The sequence below is a fragment of the Sphingomonas sp. OV641 genome (assembly GCF_900109205.1).
Lineage (GTDB): Bacteria > Pseudomonadota > Alphaproteobacteria > Sphingomonadales > Sphingomonadaceae > Sphingomonas.
Genome location: NZ_FNZB01000002.1, coordinates 159,961 through 177,412, shown reverse-complemented (window position 1 = coordinate 177,412; position 17,452 = coordinate 159,961). Strand labels below are relative to the sequence as shown.

Here is a 17,452-nt window from a genome sequence, read left to right as displayed (position 1 = left end):
TGCTGCATGCCCGGCAGAAGAGCGGAACTGCCGGCCGTTTCCAATGATTTTGATGTCGTGCCGACCCAAGGAGATATCGTGATCTCACGCAGCCTGTTCGTTGCCGCTTTGCTGGCCGCCACTGCCTGTTCCGCCGAACCAGAGGCTTCCGTGCCCGCGGGAGAACAGGCGGCAACCACAACCGCTACAGCGCAGCCCTTCGGGCGCACCGTGATCGCTGATTTCGAGAATCCGTGGGCGATGACCTTCCTGCCGGATGGGCGAATGCTGGTTACGGAAAAGCACGGGCAACTCCTCCTGGTCGCTGCCGACGGCAAGAGCCGCGTGGAGATTGCAAAACTGCCCGCCGATTTCGAAGGACAGGGCGGGTTGATGGACGTGGTGCTCGCGCCCGACTTCGCGCGGTCGAAGCGGGTGTATCTAAGCTGGTCCTCGGCGGAGGCGGGCGGCAAGGGGGTAGTGCTGGCTCGCGGCGTCCTGAATGATGCCAAGGCCGGCGCCGAGACGCTGGATGGGATCGACATCATTTTCCGCGCGACGCCGCTGGTGCCGGGCGCGGGGCATTATTCGGGCCGGATCGCCTTCTCGCCCGATGGTCGCTTTATCTTTTTCACCAATGGCGAGCGGCAGAAGTTCGATCCTGCGCAGGACCCCAAGGCGACACTCGGCAAGGTCTTGCGGCTGACGCTCGACGGCAAGCCAGCACCTGGCAACCCACTGGCCGCGCAGGGCTTCCATCCCGCGGTGTGGAGCTATGGCCATCGCAACCTGCTGGGCATCGCCTTCGACTCGGCGGGCAATCTGTGGGAGCAGGAAATGGGGCCCAAGGGCGGCGACGAGCTGAACCTTGTGCTTCCCGGACGCAACTATGGCTATCCGAAGGTCTCAAACGGTGACCACTATGATGGCCGGCCGATCCCGGATCACAGCCCTGGTGACGGGTTCGAAGCGCCCAAGGTTTGGTGGACGCCGGTAATCTCTCCCGGCGGGTTGATGGTCTATTCCGGCGACATGTTCCCGCAGTGGAAAGGCGACGCCTTTATCGGCGGGCTCTCTTCGAAGGCGCTGGTGCGGGTCGATCTTGATGGCACGGAGGCGCGAAAAGGGGATCAGTGGGACATGGGCGCTCGCATCCGGGAAGTGGAGCAGGCGCCCGATGGGTCGATCTATGTGCTGGAAGATGGCGGCCAGGGTTCGCAAGGCCGAATGATCCGGCTCACGCCCGCGAGATAAGGTAGTTCATCCGTGCTGAGGCGATCGGTTTGTCGCGGCTTTCCTGCCAGGCGATCGCCTCGACATTGGCGATGCGGTTGCCGAGCCTCGTCACGGTCCCGGCCGCATACGTGACCCGCTCGCGACCACCGCGCATGAAGTCGATCGTGACATTGATCGGCTTGACCCTCCCGCCGCCTTCGCCGGCAAGCTGATGGCGCAGCGCGGCGAGCGCTGCCACTTCGATGAGGCCGGTGATCGCGCCTCCCTGGACGAAGCCAGGACGGCCGAGAACGTCGCGGCTGAACGGCATGGCCAATAGAGGAAGGCCAGCCTCCCATTCCAGCGTGGCACCCAGAAGATCGGCATAGGGAGGCAGCTTCATGCACCATCTCCCAGGAACATGAAGGTGCCGGAAACGTGGGCGATTGGATCCATCGGATCCCCGTCATGCGCCTGGCCGCGCACGAAGCTGATCGACCGTTTGATGGCGTAGCATTCGCCATGGCCGATCACGGTCTGACCCGGCTTCGCTGGTCGCAGGTAATCCACCCGCAGGTCGAGCGTCGCGTGCGGAACGAAGCGACCCAGCTTGCGCATCGTGGCAAGGCTGGTGGCGATATCCATCAGGGCGAATATCGGGCCGGAGGCGATCACACCGGATTCTTCATCGCCAATCATGTCTTCCTGATATGGCAGCGTCAGTTCGCACCAGTCCTCGCCATGCGCGCGATAGGCGATGCCGAGCCGGCCGCCATGCCCGCCGAACCGCACATCCTCCATACCGAAGATGTCGCTCAGAGCCTCATCGATCTTCATGCGTGCCGTGTGACACCGGCTTGGTCACCGTGCAACATTCACGGCATTGATGCGCGTCGCAGGCTCATCTAAGTCGATCGTATCAGATCGCGGGAGAGAGACATGGAAGAGCGTGTTACGATATCGGTCGACGGCGGCATCGCCGATGTGCGGCTGAACCGGGCGGACAAGATGAACGCGCTCGATCCCGCCATGTTCGCCGGGCTGAACGCGGCGATCGAGAAGCTTTCCGCCATGAAGGACGTCCGGGTCGCTGTTCTGTCGGGCGAGGGCCGGGCGTTCTGCGCCGGCCTGGACATGGCATCCATGGCAGGCGGCGGATCGGGCAACGATCTGGGCGCGCGCAGCCATGGTGTGGCGAACACCGCTCAGAACGTTGCCTGGGGCTGGCGCGCGCTGCCCATGCCCGTCATTGCGGCCGTCCACGGCGTCGCGCTGGGCGGCGGGTTCCAGATCATGTCGGGTGCCTGTGTGCGCATCGCGCGACCAGACGTGCGCCTGTCGATCCGCGAAACCTATTGGGGCCTGGTACCTGACATGGCTGGCCTTGCCCTTTGGCGAACCCTGGCGCGCGATGATGTGCTTCGTGACCTTACCTATAGCGCGCGCGAGTTTACGGGCGAGCAAGGTGAACGCTATGGCTTCATCACGCGCCTGGCGGAGGATCCCCGCGCCGCTGCCTTCGAGCTGGCGCGTGAAATTGCAGGCCGCAACCCCGATGCGGTGAAGGCGTCGAAGCGGCTGATCAACCTGATGGCGGATGGCGATACGGCCACCATGCTGCAGGCGGAAAGCGACGAACAGATCAAGCTGATGCGCTCCCCGAACCAAGTCGAGGCGGTGAAGGCGAACATGGAGAAGCGCGCGCCGATGTTCGTGGATTGAAGGCGTCCTGCAGCGCGGCATCCCCGGGCACGGCACCGGGATGACGCCGCTGCGGCACAAAATGCCCGTACGTCGGTTATCTCTCCCGATCTTATTATCGGGAGATTCATCATGGCTGACGCACTCACTGGCGACATCAACACCGTGACCGGCAAGGTCAAGGAGACCGCCGGCGCCGCGACCAATGACCGCTCGATGCAGGCTGGCGGCATGTTCGATCAGCTGAAGGGTTCGGTGCAGAAAGCGATGGCGCCGGGCGTCGACGGCCAGCCGCAAGTGGTCGGACAGGCCAAGGCATTCGCCAAGGAGCGCCCTTGGGCCACGGCGGCGCTGGTCGGCGTTCTGGGCCTGGCGACGCTCGGCACGCTGCGCGGCAAGGGCTGACGCGGCCGTTACCGGCCGCTATTCAGGCCTTGTGCCGGTGTCTAAACTGCCGCGAATGCCGAGACTTCGGCGCTCGCGGCACTTGTTTGATTACGTCCGGTCGGGCTCTTCCCGGTGCCGGGGGTGCCGCAAAGCCAAGGATTGTAAGGTCAGCGGATCAGGTGAACCCGGAACGGCGCGGGGGTGACGTCGCGATCGGTCATCCGCCCGTTACAAGCACCTTCTTTAACCGATCGACGAAATCAGCGGGAAGGTTTTCACCCTTGAGGTCGGTCATCACGATGGTCGTGTCGCAGGTCGCGATACATTGCCCCGACTGGAACGCGGCCGAGAGCATTTCGAAGCTGCGATTGCCGATGCGCCCAATGCCAATCCCGATGTCGACGTCCTCGGGAAAGCTGCCTTCCGCCAGATAATTGATCTCATTGCGGGCCACGACGGCACGAAACGTACCCTCCGCCATCTTGCCCCGACTCACGCGGCCGAGTTCCTGGTTCATCCGCACGCGCGCGTCCTCGAACAAGGCGGCGTAAGCGACATTGTTGAGATGCCCCATGGTGTCGAGATCCTGGAAGCGGGTCTGCTTCACCTCGTGCTTGGGGTAGGTTTCGCGGGCGAGGCGCCAGGGCGCGGGGCGGGACATGCGATTTCCTCGTCATGCCGGGCTTGTCCCGGCAGCTACCGGGACGCGTATCCACCGGCGAGAAGGTTTACAGAACGGTGAACGCCGGGACTAGCCCGGCGTGACGGAGTGGCGACCTGACGTCACGAGAACAAATTCCGTGACGTCAGGCGCGGCGTTGCGAGCCGCGCTGGCCGGCCCCGGGCACGATCGCGTGCAGCATGCACGCGCTCGCCCTGCGGCTCACCGCGGCGCCATGCGGATCGCGCCGTCGAGACGAACGTCCTCGCCGTTGAAATAACCGTTCTCGATCATCAGCGTGGCGAGCGCGGCATATTCCTCCGGATCGCCGAGGCGCTTGGGGAACGGAACAGAAGCCGACAGCGCGTCCTTCACGTTCTGCGGCGCGCCCTGCAGCAGAGGGGTGTTGAAGATACCCGGCAGGATGGTGTTGCAGCGAATGCCTTCGTTCATCAGGTCGCGCGCGATCGGCAAGGTCATGCCGACGACGCCGCCCTTCGATGCGGAATAAGCGGCCTGGCCGATCTGTCCGTCCTCCGCCGCGACCGACGCGGTGTTGACGATTGCGCCGCGATCGCCATCCGGCAGCGGATCAAGCGTCATCATGCCGGCGGCCGACTTGGCGATGCAGCGGAAGGTGCCGACCAGATTGATCTGGATGATCCAGTTGAACGCATCGAGCGGGAAGTGCTTGATCGAGCCGTCTTCCTTGCTGCGGCTGGCGGTCTTGATCGCATTGCCGGTACCGGCGCAGTTCACCAGGATACGCTCCTGGCCAATCGCCTCGCGCGACTTGGCGAAGCCCGCATCGACCGATGCTTCGTCGGTGACGTTCACCTTGCAGAACACGCCGCCCAGTTCCTTGGCGAGCGCTTCGCCCTTCTCCTCCTGAAGGTCGAAGATCGCGATCTTCACGCCCTTGGCGGCAAGCTGGCGGGCAGTGGCCGCACCCAGGCCCGAGGCGCCACCGGTGATGACCGCCGAAATGGTATTGTCGAGTTTCATAGGAATCCCCTCCCGATCGTCATGCCAGGCTCGTCCCGGCATCCACGGTTGAACTTGGCGCTACATGGCGCCTTCATCGATATCGAAACGGCAGATCCCATCGCCGTTCACGGCGCGATGGCCGGGACGACGATGGGTCAGATGCGAGCCGGTTATTCCGCCGCTTGCGCGACGTCGCCCTGCCAATCGCAGTTTTCGATAATCGTGACGTTGGCGACGCCGCCGCCTTCGCACATCGTCTGCAAGCCGTAGCGGCCACCGCGGCGACGCAGTTCATGTACCAGCGTCGCCATCAGCTTGGTGCCCGACGCGCCCAGCGGGTGGCCGAGCGAGATCGCACCGCCATTCACGTTGAGCTTGTTCGGATCGGCCTTGGTATGCTCGAGCCAGGCGACCGGCACGGAGGCGAAGGCTTCGTTCACCTCGTATAGATCGATGTCGTCGATCGAGAGACCGGCCTTTTTCAGCGCCTTGTCGGTGGCGAACAGCGGCTCTTCCAGCATCACGACCGGATCGCCGGCGGTGACGGTGAGATTGACGATCTTTGCCAGTGGCTTGAGATTGTACTTCTTGAGCGCTTCCTCGCTGACGATCAGCACCGCGCTCGCACCGTCGCAGATCTGACTGGACGAAGCGGCGGTGAGCACGCCTTCCTCCGACAGCTTCTTCACGCCGGCCATGCCCTCCGGCGAGGCGTCGTACCGGATGCCTTCGTCAGAGGTGTGCAGTTCCTTGCCTTCGGGCGTTTCCACCTCGACCGGAACGATCTCGTCCTTGAACTTGCCACCCTGCGTCGCGGCGACCGCCTTGCGGTGCGAGCTGAGCGAGAAATCGTCCAGCTTTTCGCGCGTGTAGCCGTACTTTTTGGCGATCATCTCCGCACCAGCGAACTGGTTGAAGTTGATGCCCGGAAACTTCTCTTCCAGGCCCGGCGACTTGTTCTTGCCGAGCCCGGCGTCGTAGAACAGCTTGTAGGTCGAACCCATGGGCACGCGCGTCATGCTCTCCACGCCGGCCGCGATCACCACGTCCTGCGTACCCGAAAGCACCGCCTGCGCAGCGAACTGGATTGCCTGCTGCGACGAGCCGCACTGGCGATCGATCGTCACCGCAGGGGTCGACTGAGCCAGCTTCTTCGATGCGAGAACGGCATTGCGGCCGACCTGGCCAGCCTGCTCACCACCCTGGCTGACGCAGCCCATGACGACGTCCTCGACCGCATCGCCAGGAATTCCCGTACGCTCCACGATCGCATCCAGAACCTTCGCCGCCAGATCAACTGGATGGACCCCCGCGAGCTTCCCGCCGCGCCGACCACCAGCCGTCCGAACTGCGTCGACGATATACGCCTCGGCCATCTTCCGACTCTCCATAACAGATGTTATCCCGGCTGCCCATGTGGCGCGATTTCGCGCGCACGGCAAGAGGTGGAGAGGCGAATGAACGTATCGGAGGCAGTTAGGGAGCGGCGCTCCGTCCGCGGGTTCCTCGACAAGGAGGTGCCGATGGACGTGCTGAAAGATCTGGCGCTAACATCCGCGCGTGCAGCCACCGGGGGGAACATCCAGCCTTGGCACATCGACATCGTCACCGGCACGAAGATGGACGAGCTAAAGGCGATCATGCGCGGCAAGCTGGAGCGGCGTGAAACGGAAAAGCCCGGCTATGACATCTATCCGCGCGAGATGACGGACGCGACCAAGAAGCGGACCTTTCAGATCGGCGAGATCATGTACGGCCATCTCGGCATCCCGCGCGAGGACAAAGCGGCACGCGCGCAATGGTTTGCGCGCAATTTCCAGTTCTTCGGTGCGCCGGCGGCGTTCTTCGTCACGGTGGATCGCCGCATGGGCCCGCCGCAATGGGCGGACCTTGGCATGTATCTGCAGAACCTGATGCTGCTGGCGGTCGAAAAGGGTCTCGCCACCTGCCCGCAGGAATGTTGGGCGGTGTATCCGAACACGGTGGAAAGTTTCCTGAGCACGCCGCCGGAACGGATGCTCTTCTGCGGGGTGGCGATCGGCTATGAGGATGCAGACGAGCCGGCGAACCGGGTCCGCAGCCCGCGCGCGCCAGAGGAGGAATGGCTGACCGTACTGGCCTGACCATCATTACCGGGCGATCGGCCCTTTAACCGCAATCCGCTGGGGAGAACCCGTGATCGCCAGGCTTGTCGAAGGCGCCGGCGCTCGGGTTCTCGCCTTCGCGGCGATGATGTAAAAGGATGCGGCGACGTTCGGCGAAGCGGCTCGGTCAAATTGTGGCGGGTTGCGCCTCTTCGATCGCCGCCAGAACCATGCGTTCCCAGATCGCGGGATCACCTGCCGCAGCCATCGCCGCGCTCGGCGCCCGCAGGGTGTGAAGCACGGCGATGGCTTCGTCGCGGTGGTCAGGCCAGGCAGCGTCGACCGCGCCGCCGGCGGACTCCTGATCGCCATGGCCGTTGGCGCTGAGCCGCTCACCCGCCAGGACGCGCGCGATACGTTCCACCAAAGAGCCCGTCGCGATGTCCATCGTGTTTCTCCTGTGTTGAGGAGAAGCAACCGATTACGGGCCGTCCGGTTGCAGCGATGAAGGTTTGGCCATTTCGGCCCGTGGAAGCCGTACCCCCAGCGCTGCCGCTGGTGACACGTTCTTCGAAGAGGTTGGGGGCAACAAAGTGAGGCGCGTTGTCCCCGAAAGGCAGCCGACCTCCGGAAGAACCGGTCCGGCTGCCTTGTTCAAGGTGTGTCTTAGCCCTGCGCCGTCACGCGTGAGCCGCCGCCGCCGCGACCACGACCACCCCGACCGCGGCCACCGCCGCCACCCGGGCGACCGCCACCGCTGCCGCCGCGACGACTGGCATTGGCATAGTCGCGCGTCGCGGTCGGCGCATGCGTCGCCTTGGGACGTGCCGGCCCGCGCTGCTGCCGGGGGCGGTCCTCACGCGGGGCAGGGTCGGCGCCGATCGCCTTCACGCGCGCAGCCTTCAGCGCATCGGCGCGCTTCAGGAAATCGGCCGGCAGGGCGCGCTGCGGTACCTTTTGTCGCGTCAGCTTCTCGATGTCCTTCAGATACGGCCGCTCGTCATCGGCGCAGAAGGAGATGGCGATGCCGCTCGCGCCAGCGCGTGCCGTCCGACCGATCCGATGGACATATTGCTCGGGCACATTGGGAAGTTCGAAGTTGAACACATGGCTCACCCCCGAAATGTCGATGCCGCGCGCCGCGATATCGGTGGCGACAAGGATAGGCACTTCGCCCGACTTGAATGCGGCCAACGCGCGCTCACGCTGCGGCTGGCTCTTGTTGCCGTGGATGGCATTGGCGGCGATGCCGTTGCCGGCAAGCAGCTTCACCACCCGGTCGGCACCATGCTTGGTGCGGGTGAACACCAGCGCGCGATCGATCCCTTCCTCCTGGATCAGGATCGTCAGCAGCGCCTGCTTTTCCGTCTGGTTGACGAGCACGACCTGCTGCTCGACCCGCTCCGCGGTAGTCGAGGCCGGCACGACCGACACCGTTTGCGGCTCGTGCAGGAACTTGTCGGCCAGTTCGCGGATCGACGTCGGCATGGTGGCGGAGAAGAACAGCGTCTGACGGCGGCGCGGCACCATCTTCACGATCTTCTTCAACGCATGGATGAAGCCGAGGTCGAGCATCTGGTCGGCTTCGTCGAGCACCAGGATCTCGAGCATGGTCAGGTTGCAGAAACCCTGTTCGACCAGATCCAGCAAGCGGCCCGGCGTGGCGACCAGGATGTCGACGCCGCGCGACAGGTCCTGACGATTCTTGTTGATGCTGGTGCCGCCGAACACCGTTGCGACCGTCAGCCGCGAATTGCGGGCGTAAAGCTTCGCATTGTCGGCAATCTGGCTGGCCAGTTCACGCGTCGGCGCGAGCACGAGCATCCGCACATGGGTGGGCAGGACGCGTTTCTCGCTGCCGAGCAGGCGCTGGATCGAGGGCAGGACGAACGCTGCCGTCTTGCCGGTGCCCGTCTGGGCGATGCCGAGCAGGTCGCGCCCGGTGAGCACGATCGGGATCGAATCGCGCTGGATCGGCGTGGGCGTCTCATAGCCTTTTGCCTCGAGCGCGCGGACGAGCGACTCGGCAAGACCAAGATCTGAAAATGACATGATATACCTATGGTAGCGGCTCGCACGCCAAGCGGCGCACGAGAAGCGGGGAAATTGACACCCCGCGTGATATGGGAAGCCGGTTCAATCGACCGAGACGGAGCCGGGGCCGGAGGCCCGATCACGCTGCCAACGTCTCGATGCGCCAGCAAATGCGATCAATTGGGTCTCAAGTCAAGGTTCGAGCCGGGGTGCGTGAATTTAACGCACCAAATCCGTCCTTTACCTGGCTTCAACTGTTCTGCCGCCAATAATCGCTATGTGACCCGCATTCCTTACTCTTCCGCTTTGCTGATCATGCTGCAGATCTGCTTCGGCATCGGCAGCCTGGCGTGTCTGGCGTTTGCGCCACCGGCGCGCGGCGAGATGCTGCTGGTGCCGATCGTCAACGATGCGCCGGTTGCGCGCCTTGCCCGTGAGAGGGATGCGCTGCTGGTCAGTCGCGGTCCGGCCGAGGGGCTGGTCGTGCGCGGCGATCGCGATGCATTGTTCTGGCCGATGCTGCGCGCGGGTGTGATGACATTGGCTGCCCCGGCAAGCGTGTGCGGAGGTCAGCCATGAATTCGTCGCTGGATGCGCTGCGGATCCGTGCGGTCCGCCTCCTCGCGCTGCTCGGCTGGGTGTGCGTTCCGCTTCTGCTCGTGTGCGGCAAGGTGCTTGGCCTGCCAAACACCGAAAGCGCGATTGTTGCCGCGGCGCTTGCCAATGTCATGCCCTTGATATTGGCGCTGCGCGCGCCGCAGGCGCTGGCTACCCGGCTCAGCCTGGCGGTGCTCGCCGCGATCCTGCCGGCGATCTACGTCTATCTGCTGGCCGCAAATCCGTGGCAGATGGATGCGCACATGTACTTCTTCGTCGCGCTCTCCGCGCTGGCGCTGATGTGCGACTGGCGACCACTCGCCCTTTCGTCGCTGCTGATCTGCCTACACCACCTGCTGCTTTCCTATGTGCTGCCCTCCTGGGTGTTCGCCAATGGCGGTGCGATCATGCGCGTGCTGTTCCACGGGGTTGCGGTAGGCATGCAATGCGCGGCGCTGACCTATTTGACCGTTCGTCTGCGCCGCCTGATCGTGGCGCAGGACGCGGCGCGCGCGGAAAGTGACGCGCTGGCCGCAGTCGCAGAAGCGGAGCGGCAACGGGCGGTGGCCTCGCTGGCGGCGGTGAAGGCAGCCGAGGAGCAGTCAGCCAGAGAGCGCGAGCGTCGCATGTGGGCGGAGACGCAGCTTGCGGAGGAGCGGCGCGGCGCCTTGATGGCGCTTGCGGATGACTTCGAGCAATCCGTCGCCAGCGTGGCGATCGCCATCGAGGGTGCCGCCTCCGCACTTGAAGGCTCGGCGGCGACGTTGACGCGGATCGCTGCCGATGCCGGGCGGCAGGCCAGCGAAGTGGCGGCTGGTGCCGCGCAAGCCGCTGGTGCGACCCAAGACGTGGCCAGTGCCGTGCGGCGGCTGACCGATTCGATCGGCGACATCGCGGAAAGCGCCAACGCCCAGGCGGAACTGACCGGCGCCGTTCAGCGCAATGCCGATGCGGGCAAGGGCGCTGTGCTCGACCTGGCGGAACGCGCTGGCGACATCGGCGGCCTGGTAGGCGAAATTCACGAGATCGCGACGCGAACCAACCTGCTGGCGTTGAACGCCACGATCGAGGCGGCACGTGCGGGCGAAGCAGGACGCGGCTTTGCCGTGGTGGCGGGAGAGGTGAAACAGCTGGCGGGAGGCACCGCGCGCGCCAGCGGCAAGATCGTCTCGCTGATCGAAAGTGTGCGCCACGGTGTGCGCGCGACGGAAGAGAATATCATCGGCGCCGCCGATGCGGTCATGCGCGTCGCCACGGCGGCAGGCGACATCAAGGGTGCCGTTGGCGGCCAGCGCGAAGTGGCTTCCGAAATCGAGCGCACCGCTCATGAAGCGGCGCGCGGGGTGGACATGATCGAGCAGCGGATCAGCCGCGTGGCCTTGGCCGCAAACGAGGCAGATAGCCTGTCGCGTCACGTCCGTGAGGCGGCAGGCACATTGTCGGAACATGCCCGCCGGTTGCGGCGGAGCACCGATGGGTTCGTGACACAATTGCGGACAGGCGAGCGCGACGCGGCCTGAAGCTCTCGAGCCGCTTGCTTCAAACGTCCCGCGCTTCCTGAACCAGTACTCGGCAGAGGCGAGCTTTAGCGAAAGCTCTGACGTCGCCGCGCACCAGCCTTCAGCCCGCAAGCGCCTCAAGAACCTTCTACGTCTCGCCTCCTCGCGAGCGGCAGTCCCTCAAACCGCCGCCAGCGTATCCAAAAAGCGCAGCATGTGGCGCTCCATCTCATCGGCGCGGGTGGAGAGCGACACCGCAAGATCGCTCATCACCGTCGCGTCCTGCCCGGCCGAGCGGGCGCCCTGCAGGATGTTGTTCACCGTCGACCGGATGTGATCGGTCGCGGCGCTCGCTTCGGTGACATGGGCGCTGATTTCCTGCCCGGCGCGGGTCTGTTCGCCAATCGCCTCAGCCATGGTCGCGGAAAGCCCGTCAAGCGTGTCGATGGCGCCTGACAATGCGCTCTGCGAGGCGCGCACGCTATCGGTCGCGTCGCGAACGCCGTGAATCTCGCGCGTGATCTCCGCCGCGGCGCTGCGGGTCTGCGCTGCGAGCGACTTCACCTCGTTGGCGACGACCGCGAAGCCCCGTGCCGCTTCGCCGCCGCGCGCTGCCTCGATCGTGGCGTTGAGCGCGAGCATCGTCGTGCGCCGGGCAATCTCGTCGATCAATGCCGTTACTGCGCCGATCGAATCCGCCGCTGTGACCAGCCCGTCGATCTGCCGCGCGCCGGCGCGGGCGCGCTCAGTGGCCGCCTCCGTCGCGACTCTCGCCTCTCGCGTGTCGCACGCCACCTGAGCCAAGGCGCCCGCGAACGTCTGGGCGCGCTCCGCCACTTCGGCGAGGTTGGTGGAAGCTTGCCCCGTCGCTGCGGCGACGGCGGCCGTGCCATCACCGATCTGTTGCGCCCGCTCCGCCATGCGCAGCGCAGTGTCGGCGACAGTGTGGGACGCGTGCGACAATTCGGTGGCGAGGGCGCGTGCCTCCGCCTCAAAGACCTGGCTCGCCTGCTGGATGGCGGCTCCGCGTGCGCCGGCGCGGCGGCTATTGGCGGCGTCGCGCTCGGCCGCGACGCGCAGCAGCGTGGGTTGGTCGATGGTGCCGAGGTAACGGCCCTTGTCGGTGATGATCAGCCCCTCGGCGCCCGGCTGTTCCTGCCAGGTAGCCAGCATTGCGCCGGCACCGGCATCAAGCGGCACGACCGGGCACGGCAACACATGATCGCCCAGACCGATCGCCAGGCTGCGGTTCGACAGCAGGGCATAGCCGAAGGGGCTGAACAACAGGCGCCGGACGTCGCGCTCGAACAGCGCGCCGACGGGGCGCTGCAGTACGTCAACCACCGCGATCATGCGCAGGTCAGGCGCGGCGCGGAATAATTGCACCGCCTCCAGCATCCGGGCGCCGGCCGCGACCGACGAACGGTCCTTGATCCATGCTTCGTTGATCGGATCCGGCACCGATTCACTTGGTGCCCAGACCACCGCCCCCCGGCTCATTCTTGCGCGTCCCTATCTGCATTGTCGATGCGGCGCTTACGGGATGGCTGGTAAACGGGGCGTTAGGGAATTGTTGCGGTTCGGTGACACTGCTCCGCAACCGAATGCCGTTGCGGACCATGCAAGGGCAGCGGCGACGCCGCCGGCCGAACCGGTGCCAGTGGCACCGTCCGACCGGCCAGCCGCTTGCCTCCTGCCGCAGCGTGGCTGCGCTTAAAGCTTGCGGCTGATCACTTCCTTCATAATCTCGTTTGTGCCGCCATAAATCCGGCTGACGCGCGCGCCGCGCCACATGCGGGCGATCGGATATTCGTTCATATAGCCGGCACCGCCGTGCAGCTGGAGGCACTTGTCCATGACCTCCCACTGAAGATCCGTGTGCCACAGCTTGGCTGCGGCGCCTTCCTCGTTGGTCAGTTCGCCCTTCAGATGACGTGCGATCGCCCAGTCGAGGTGCGCCCAGCCGACCTGGAGCTTCGCCTTCAGGTCGGCGAGTACGAACTTGGTGTTCTGGAAATCGAACACCACGCCCTTGAACGCCTTGCGCTCCTTCACGAACGCGACGGTGTCGTCGAAGGCCTTCTGCGAGGAGGCCATGGTGCTCACCGCGATGGACAGGCGCTCCTGCGGCAGCTGGCTCATCAGATAGATGAAGCCCATGCCCTCTTCGCCGAGGCAGTTGGTGATCGGAACGCGCACGTCCTCGAAGAACAACTCGGACGTATCGGCCGCATCCTGGCCGATCTTGTCGAGCTTGCGGCCCTTGCTGAAGCCCTCGCGGTCGCTTTCGACCAGGATGATCGACATGCCCTTGTAAGCCGGCTGCGCATCGGGATCGGTCTTCGCGACCACCAGCGTCAGATCGGTATTCTGGCCGTTGGTGATGTAGGTCTTGGACCCGTTGATCACGTAATGGTTGCCGTCCTTACGCGCGGTGGTGCGGATCGACTGAAGGTCGCTGCCGGTGCCCGGCTCGGTCATGGCGATGGCGGTGATTACGTCACCCGACACCATCTTGGGCAACCATTCCTTCTTCTGCTCCTCGGAGCCGTAGGTCTCCATATAGCCGGCGACGATGTCCGACTGGAGCGAGAAGCCGGCGGGCACGCCCGAATAGGCCATTTCCTCGTCGACGATGGCGTTATAGCCGAAATCCAGGCCCAGGCCGCCATAAGCCTCAGGCACGGTCGGGCAGAGCATGCCGACCTCGCCCGCCTTCTGCCAGAAGCTCTTGGGGACCAGGCGCTCCTTTTCCCACTGATCGGAATTGGGCACGCCTTCCTTTGCCAGGAAGCTGCGCACCGTCTGGCGGAACGCCTCATGATCCTCGTTGTAGGCGAAACGGCCCGCGATCTGGTCGAGCGACATTGAAGAAACCCCTCCGGAAAACTGATGCTTTGCTTGTCGCGGGGCCGGCCAAAAGGGTCAAGTAACTTTTGTTATGGTGCCGGGCGAGAGGCGCCGAGTCTCGACTTGGCCGGCGGCACGGGCCTATGCCGTGGAAGAAAGAGAGGTGACGGATGAAACTAGCGAGTCTGAAGCATGGCCGTGACGGCAAGCTCGTCGTGGTGTCGAACGATCTCGCCTGGTGCGCCGACGCCGGCCATATCGCGCCCACCCTGCAGGTCGCACTGGACGACTGGGAGCGATTGTCGCCCGACTTGGAGAATCTGGCCACCGATCTTGAGCATGAAGTGATCCCGCGGCTTCGCTTCCACGAGCATGACGCCGCCTCACCCTTGCCGCGCGCCTATCAATGGGCCGACGGTTCCGCTTATGTGAACCATGTTGCGCTGGTGCGGCAGGCGCGTGGGGCGGAGATGCCGGACAGCTTCTGGCACGATCCGCTGATGTACCAGGGCGGATCGGACGGGTTCCTGGGGCCTCGCGATCCGATCCCGCTGGCCGATGAAAGCTGGGGCTGCGATCTGGAGGCCGAAGTCGTGGTCGTGACCGGCGACGTGCCGATGGGCGCCAGCCGGGAGGAAGCGCTGGCCGCCATTCGACTGGTCGGTCTCACCAACGACGTGTCGCTGCGCAATCTCATTCCGGGCGAACTCGCCAAGGGCTTTGGCTTCTTCCAGTCGAAGCCCGCATCTGCCTTCTCACCGGTGTTCGTGACGCCGACGGCGCTGGGTGACTGGTGGCAGGACGGCAAGTTGCACCGCAAGCTGATGGTCGACCTGAACGGACAGCCGTTCGGGAGGGCAGAAGCGGGCGAAGACATGACCTTCGACTTCGGCACGCTCGTCGCTCATGCCGCCAAGACCCGCGCATTGGGCGCCGGGACGATCGTCGGATCGGGAACGGTGTCGAATCGCGATGCGGATGGTGGCCCGGGCAAGCCGATCGCGGACGGCGGCGTGGGCTATTCTTGCATTGCCGAAGTGCGCACGATCGAGACGATCGCCGGTGGCAAGCCGGTGACGCCGTTCCTCAAGGCTGGCGACACCGTGCGGATCTGGGCCGAGGACGACCGGCATCACCCGATCTTCGGGGTGATCGAACAGGTGGTGGGCGGCTGATCCGATTCCCTTCGAGGGGAGACTCGACGCTCCTCAACGCGTTTTCGGGGAAGCGGCGTCAGGCGCGTGGCAAGTCGTACGCCTGAACTTCCCCGACCGCATCGGTGATCGCCAGCATCCGGGCGATCGCCACCGGGCGATCCGGCTTGCCCTGATGCGCATCAATGTCGAGCGTGATCGCGCGCCGGCCGGTGCGCCGGGGCACAACCCGCGCGATCAAGGGCAGCGTGGCGAGCGCGGGTGCCAGAAAGCGCACTTCGAAATCGAGCGGGCGGAAGGCCGGATCGATGGCCGCGACGCCGGCCTGTTCGAGCAGCCCGGCGATCACGCCGCCATGATAGGCGGGAAGCGGTGCGCCGACATGCTCGGCCTGCGGTTCCATCGTCAGCCCGTCGAGCGAAGCGCTCGCGCCGAGATAATCGGCGAAGCTGGCCGCAGGAGACGGGGGCAGCACGTCATGCCGATCATCCATGCGGCCGGGCGTACCGCCGGGCATGGAACCGATCAGATACCGCGCCACGGCAGCGCCGACCGGCTTGCCTTCAGCGATCAACCGCCCGCGGGACAGCGCAAGGTCGCCCTCACGCGTCACCTCGTCGATCGTGCAGCTGAGCGGCGCGGCGGGCAGCGGGCCAAACCAATCGACCCGCAGGTCTAGCGTCATCATCGGCGTCGGCCGGGCCAGCGTGGTGAAGACGCCGCCAGCCGTCGCTTGGTCGGCGAGTACCAGCGCAGCGCCGCGAGAGACGCGCCCATCCGTATCGCAAACCGCCGGCAGTGCCGCATCCACCGAGGTCAACACCGGATCACCGATGGTGGCACGCTGCCGCATGCCGAGCGCGGCACAGGCGGGAATGGTGCGGATGTGTTCGCTGGGCTCGCTGCCCGGAAAACCCGGGTACAGTTGTTCCGGATCGTGTCGGCTCACTGGGCGCGATACCGGATTGGCAGGTGCTTCATGCCGCTGACGAAGCTGGCGCGTGTCCATGACGGGTCGCCGGCGAGTTCGAAATCGTCGAAGCGGGCGAGCAGTTCTTCGAACAGGATACGCATCTCCAATTTGGCGAGGTGCTGGCCCAGGCACAGGTGAGGGCCGTAGCCGAAGGCCAGATGCTGGCGCACGTTGGCGCGGTCAATCCGGAAGGCGAAGGGATCGTCGAAGACGGCCGTGTCGCGGTTGGCGGAAGGATAAGCCATGACGAGGCTGTCGCCTTCCTTGATCCGAACGCCGCCGACCTCCGTATCCTTGGCGGCGGTGCGGAAGAAATGCTTCACCGGGCTGGCCCAGCGGATCATCTCCTCCACCGCATTGGGCAGCAGCGAGGGATCGTCGCGCAGTTTCTGCATCTCGGCGGGATTGCGGATCAACTCCAGCAGGCCTGCGGAGGAGGAGGAACTAGTCGTGTCATGCCCCGCGGCCGCGATGATGAGGTAATAGCTCATCGCCTCCATGTTCCCCATCGGTGAGCCGTCCGTCAGCGTCGCATTGGCGATGATGGTGGAGACGTCGTCGCGGGGGTTCGCCTTGCGATCGGCGGTGATGCGGTCGCACCATGCGTTGAATTCGGCGATGGTGGCGAACAGCCCTCCCATCTCCTCCGGGCGCATGTGATCGAAATCCTGCGCGCCGAACACCTCCTGCGTGATCTTCATCAGGAACGCCTCGTCCTCACGCGAAGCGCCCAACGTGAGCATGATGACGCGCAGGGGAAACCAGATCGCGACCTCGCTGGCGAAATCGCATTGGTTGCCCAGCGACGCCATATGCTCGACGCTCTCCTTCGCCAGCGCGCGGATCTCGCCTTCGAGCTGCTTCATATATTTGGGTGAAAAATAGCCCTGCGTCATGGCGCGGAAGTGCTTGTGGTCGGGATTATCCATGCTGACGAGGTTGCGGGTCAGCTTGTTGCCCCCGGTCAGCGCCATGATGCGCTGTTCGTCGGCAACGGTGGCGAGCGTCAGGCGAGGATCGTTGAGGAAAGTCTCATTGTCCAGCTCGACGCGCCGGATGTCGGCATGGCGCGCGACCGTCCAGAACGGCCGATATCCCTCGGGCTCGCACCAATAGACCGGCGCTTCCTCGCGCAGATATTTGAAGATGGCATGGTATCGCTCCTCGTGCGCATAGCTGTCCGGATCGACGATGGCGGCGTCGAACGCCGCTTTGTCGGTGGGTGAGGGGACGTGCGGGGTCAGGCCGATCTGGGGCTCTGGGCTGAGGGCAGCGGTGGCCATGCGGTCTCTCCTTCGTGCTGCCGGTCGGCGCCGGCTCGGTGCAAACCT

Annotated in this window: 18 protein-coding genes; 7 read left to right on the top strand and 11 right to left on the bottom strand. The window is 65.0% G+C overall.

Going from position 1 to position 17,452, the window contains the following annotated elements; genetic code table 11:
• The first annotated feature begins 81 nt into the window (after positions 1-81).
• The gene (locus tag BMX36_RS11755; RefSeq protein WP_371262902.1) at positions 82-1,233 is read left to right on the top strand and encodes a PQQ-dependent sugar dehydrogenase; all 1,152 of its coding nucleotides are present in this window, start codon (positions 82-84) and stop codon (positions 1,231-1,233) included.
• Here BMX36_RS11755 and BMX36_RS11750 read toward each other — a convergent pair.
• The gene (locus BMX36_RS11750; protein ID WP_093065739.1) at positions 1,217-1,597 is read right to left on the bottom strand and encodes a PaaI family thioesterase; all 381 of its coding nucleotides are present in this window, start codon (positions 1,595-1,597) and stop codon (positions 1,217-1,219) included. The two genes, BMX36_RS11755 and BMX36_RS11750, sit on opposite strands and share 17 nt — an antisense overlap.
• Entirely contained in the window at positions 1,594-2,031 is a 438-nt protein-coding gene (locus BMX36_RS11745; protein ID WP_066775825.1) for a PaaI family thioesterase, read from the bottom strand. Before BMX36_RS11745 ends, BMX36_RS11750 begins: the two co-directional genes overlap by 4 nt.
• 102 nt (positions 2,032-2,133) lie before the next feature.
• Between BMX36_RS11745 and BMX36_RS11740 the strand changes: the two genes are divergently transcribed.
• The gene (locus BMX36_RS11740; RefSeq protein WP_066775824.1) at positions 2,134-2,916 is read left to right on the top strand and encodes a crotonase/enoyl-CoA hydratase family protein; all 783 of its coding nucleotides are present in this window, start codon (positions 2,134-2,136) and stop codon (positions 2,914-2,916) included.
• Positions 2,917-3,027: 111 nt separating this feature from the next.
• Positions 3,028-3,300 carry a CsbD family protein gene (locus BMX36_RS11735; RefSeq protein WP_093065737.1) on the top strand — a complete coding sequence of 91 codons (273 nt, stop codon included), beginning with the start codon at positions 3,028-3,030 and terminating at the stop codon, positions 3,298-3,300.
• A gap of 199 nt (positions 3,301-3,499) precedes the next feature.
• On the opposite strand, the gene BMX36_RS11730 is transcribed toward BMX36_RS11735, so the two are convergent.
• From BMX36_RS11730 to BMX36_RS11720, 3 genes are all read right to left on the bottom strand, one after another.
• Positions 3,500-3,943 (bottom strand): acyl-CoA thioesterase, encoded by a 444-nt coding sequence (locus tag BMX36_RS11730; RefSeq protein ID WP_093065735.1) that lies wholly within the window; start codon positions 3,941-3,943, stop codon positions 3,500-3,502.
• A 222-nt stretch (positions 3,944-4,165) separates the two neighbouring features.
• Complete coding sequence (locus BMX36_RS11725; protein ID WP_066775818.1) at positions 4,166-4,948, bottom strand: SDR family NAD(P)-dependent oxidoreductase; 783 nt, start codon at positions 4,946-4,948, stop codon at positions 4,166-4,168.
• A gap of 152 nt (positions 4,949-5,100) precedes the next feature.
• Positions 5,101-6,306, bottom strand: a complete 1,206-nt coding sequence (locus BMX36_RS11720; protein WP_066775853.1) for an acetyl-CoA C-acetyltransferase — start codon at positions 6,304-6,306, stop codon at positions 5,101-5,103.
• Positions 6,307-6,387: 81 nt separating this feature from the next.
• On the opposite strand from BMX36_RS11720, the gene BMX36_RS11715 reads away from it, so the two are divergent.
• Positions 6,388-7,053: a nitroreductase gene (locus BMX36_RS11715; protein ID WP_066775816.1), complete on the top strand. Its 666-nt coding sequence runs from the start codon at positions 6,388-6,390 to the stop codon at positions 7,051-7,053.
• 148 nt (positions 7,054-7,201) lie between these two features.
• On the opposite strand, the gene BMX36_RS11710 is transcribed toward BMX36_RS11715, so the two are convergent.
• Positions 7,202-7,462: a hypothetical protein gene (locus BMX36_RS11710; RefSeq protein ID WP_066775814.1), complete on the bottom strand. Its 261-nt coding sequence runs from the start codon at positions 7,460-7,462 to the stop codon at positions 7,202-7,204.
• Between the two features lie 218 nt (positions 7,463-7,680).
• On the bottom strand, positions 7,681-9,066 hold the full coding sequence (locus BMX36_RS11705; RefSeq protein ID WP_066775812.1) for a DEAD/DEAH box helicase: 1,386 nt from the start codon (positions 9,064-9,066) through the stop codon (positions 7,681-7,683).
• A 162-nt stretch (positions 9,067-9,228) separates the two neighbouring features.
• Between BMX36_RS11705 and BMX36_RS11700 the strand changes: the two genes are divergently transcribed.
• Positions 9,229-9,627 (top strand): hypothetical protein, encoded by a 399-nt coding sequence (locus BMX36_RS11700; RefSeq protein ID WP_256210778.1) that lies wholly within the window; start codon positions 9,229-9,231, stop codon positions 9,625-9,627.
• Positions 9,624-11,165: a methyl-accepting chemotaxis protein gene (locus BMX36_RS11695; protein ID WP_093065733.1), complete on the top strand. Its 1,542-nt coding sequence runs from the start codon at positions 9,624-9,626 to the stop codon at positions 11,163-11,165. Before BMX36_RS11700 ends, BMX36_RS11695 begins: the two co-directional genes overlap by 4 nt.
• 159 nt (positions 11,166-11,324) lie before the next feature.
• Here BMX36_RS11695 and BMX36_RS11690 read toward each other — a convergent pair whose 3' ends face one another.
• Positions 11,325-12,644 carry a methyl-accepting chemotaxis protein gene (locus tag BMX36_RS11690; protein WP_093065731.1) on the bottom strand — a complete coding sequence of 440 codons (1,320 nt, stop codon included), beginning with the start codon at positions 12,642-12,644 and terminating at the stop codon, positions 11,325-11,327.
• A gap of 213 nt (positions 12,645-12,857) precedes the next feature.
• Positions 12,858-14,012, bottom strand: a complete 1,155-nt coding sequence (locus tag BMX36_RS11685) for an acyl-CoA dehydrogenase family protein (RefSeq protein WP_066775803.1) — start codon at positions 14,010-14,012, stop codon at positions 12,858-12,860.
• Positions 14,013-14,164: 152 nt separating this feature from the next.
• On the opposite strand from BMX36_RS11685, the gene BMX36_RS11680 reads away from it, so the two are divergent.
• Positions 14,165-15,169 (top strand): fumarylacetoacetate hydrolase family protein, encoded by a 1,005-nt coding sequence (locus tag BMX36_RS11680; protein ID WP_093065729.1) that lies wholly within the window; start codon positions 14,165-14,167, stop codon positions 15,167-15,169.
• 58 nt (positions 15,170-15,227) lie between these two features.
• Here the strand turns inward: BMX36_RS11680 and BMX36_RS11675 are convergent, their stop codons facing one another.
• Both BMX36_RS11675 and BMX36_RS11670 read right to left on the bottom strand, forming a co-directional pair.
• Positions 15,228-16,097, bottom strand: a complete 870-nt coding sequence (locus tag BMX36_RS11675) for a PaaI family thioesterase (protein ID WP_177179122.1) — start codon at positions 16,095-16,097, stop codon at positions 15,228-15,230.
• Positions 16,094-17,404 carry a cytochrome P450 gene (locus BMX36_RS11670; RefSeq protein WP_093065727.1) on the bottom strand — a complete coding sequence of 437 codons (1,311 nt, stop codon included), beginning with the start codon at positions 17,402-17,404 and terminating at the stop codon, positions 16,094-16,096. Before BMX36_RS11670 ends, BMX36_RS11675 begins: the two co-directional genes overlap by 4 nt.
• Positions 17,405-17,452 lie beyond the last annotated feature (48 nt).

Coding starts and splice junctions, on each gene's coding strand:
- BMX36_RS11750 (WP_093065739.1), bottom strand. CDS start 1,597: ATGAAGCTGCCTCCCTATGCCGATCTTCTGGGTGCCACGCTGGAATGG.
- BMX36_RS11745 (WP_066775825.1), bottom strand. CDS start 2,031: ATGAAGATCGATGAGGCTCTGAGCGACATCTTCGGTATGGAGGATGTG.
- BMX36_RS11740 (WP_066775824.1), top strand. CDS start 2,134: ATGGAAGAGCGTGTTACGATATCGGTCGACGGCGGCATCGCCGATGTG.
- BMX36_RS11735 (WP_093065737.1), top strand. CDS start 3,028: ATGGCTGACGCACTCACTGGCGACATCAACACCGTGACCGGCAAGGTC.
- BMX36_RS11730 (WP_093065735.1), bottom strand. CDS start 3,943: ATGTCCCGCCCCGCGCCCTGGCGCCTCGCCCGCGAAACCTACCCCAAG.
- BMX36_RS11725 (WP_066775818.1), bottom strand. CDS start 4,948: ATGAAACTCGACAATACCATTTCGGCGGTCATCACCGGTGGCGCCTCG.
- BMX36_RS11720 (WP_066775853.1), bottom strand. CDS start 6,306: ATGGCCGAGGCGTATATCGTCGACGCAGTTCGGACGGCTGGTGGTCGG.
- BMX36_RS11715 (WP_066775816.1), top strand. CDS start 6,388: ATGAACGTATCGGAGGCAGTTAGGGAGCGGCGCTCCGTCCGCGGGTTC.
- BMX36_RS11710 (WP_066775814.1), bottom strand. CDS start 7,462: ATGGACATCGCGACGGGCTCTTTGGTGGAACGTATCGCGCGCGTCCTG.
- BMX36_RS11705 (WP_066775812.1), bottom strand. CDS start 9,066: ATGTCATTTTCAGATCTTGGTCTTGCCGAGTCGCTCGTCCGCGCGCTC.
- BMX36_RS11695 (WP_093065733.1), top strand. CDS start 9,624: ATGAATTCGTCGCTGGATGCGCTGCGGATCCGTGCGGTCCGCCTCCTC.
- BMX36_RS11690 (WP_093065731.1), bottom strand. CDS start 12,644: ATGAGCCGGGGGGCGGTGGTCTGGGCACCAAGTGAATCGGTGCCGGAT.
- BMX36_RS11685 (WP_066775803.1), bottom strand. CDS start 14,012: ATGTCGCTCGACCAGATCGCGGGCCGTTTCGCCTACAACGAGGATCAT.
- BMX36_RS11680 (WP_093065729.1), top strand. CDS start 14,165: ATGAAACTAGCGAGTCTGAAGCATGGCCGTGACGGCAAGCTCGTCGTG.
- BMX36_RS11670 (WP_093065727.1), bottom strand. CDS start 17,404: ATGGCCACCGCTGCCCTCAGCCCAGAGCCCCAGATCGGCCTGACCCCG.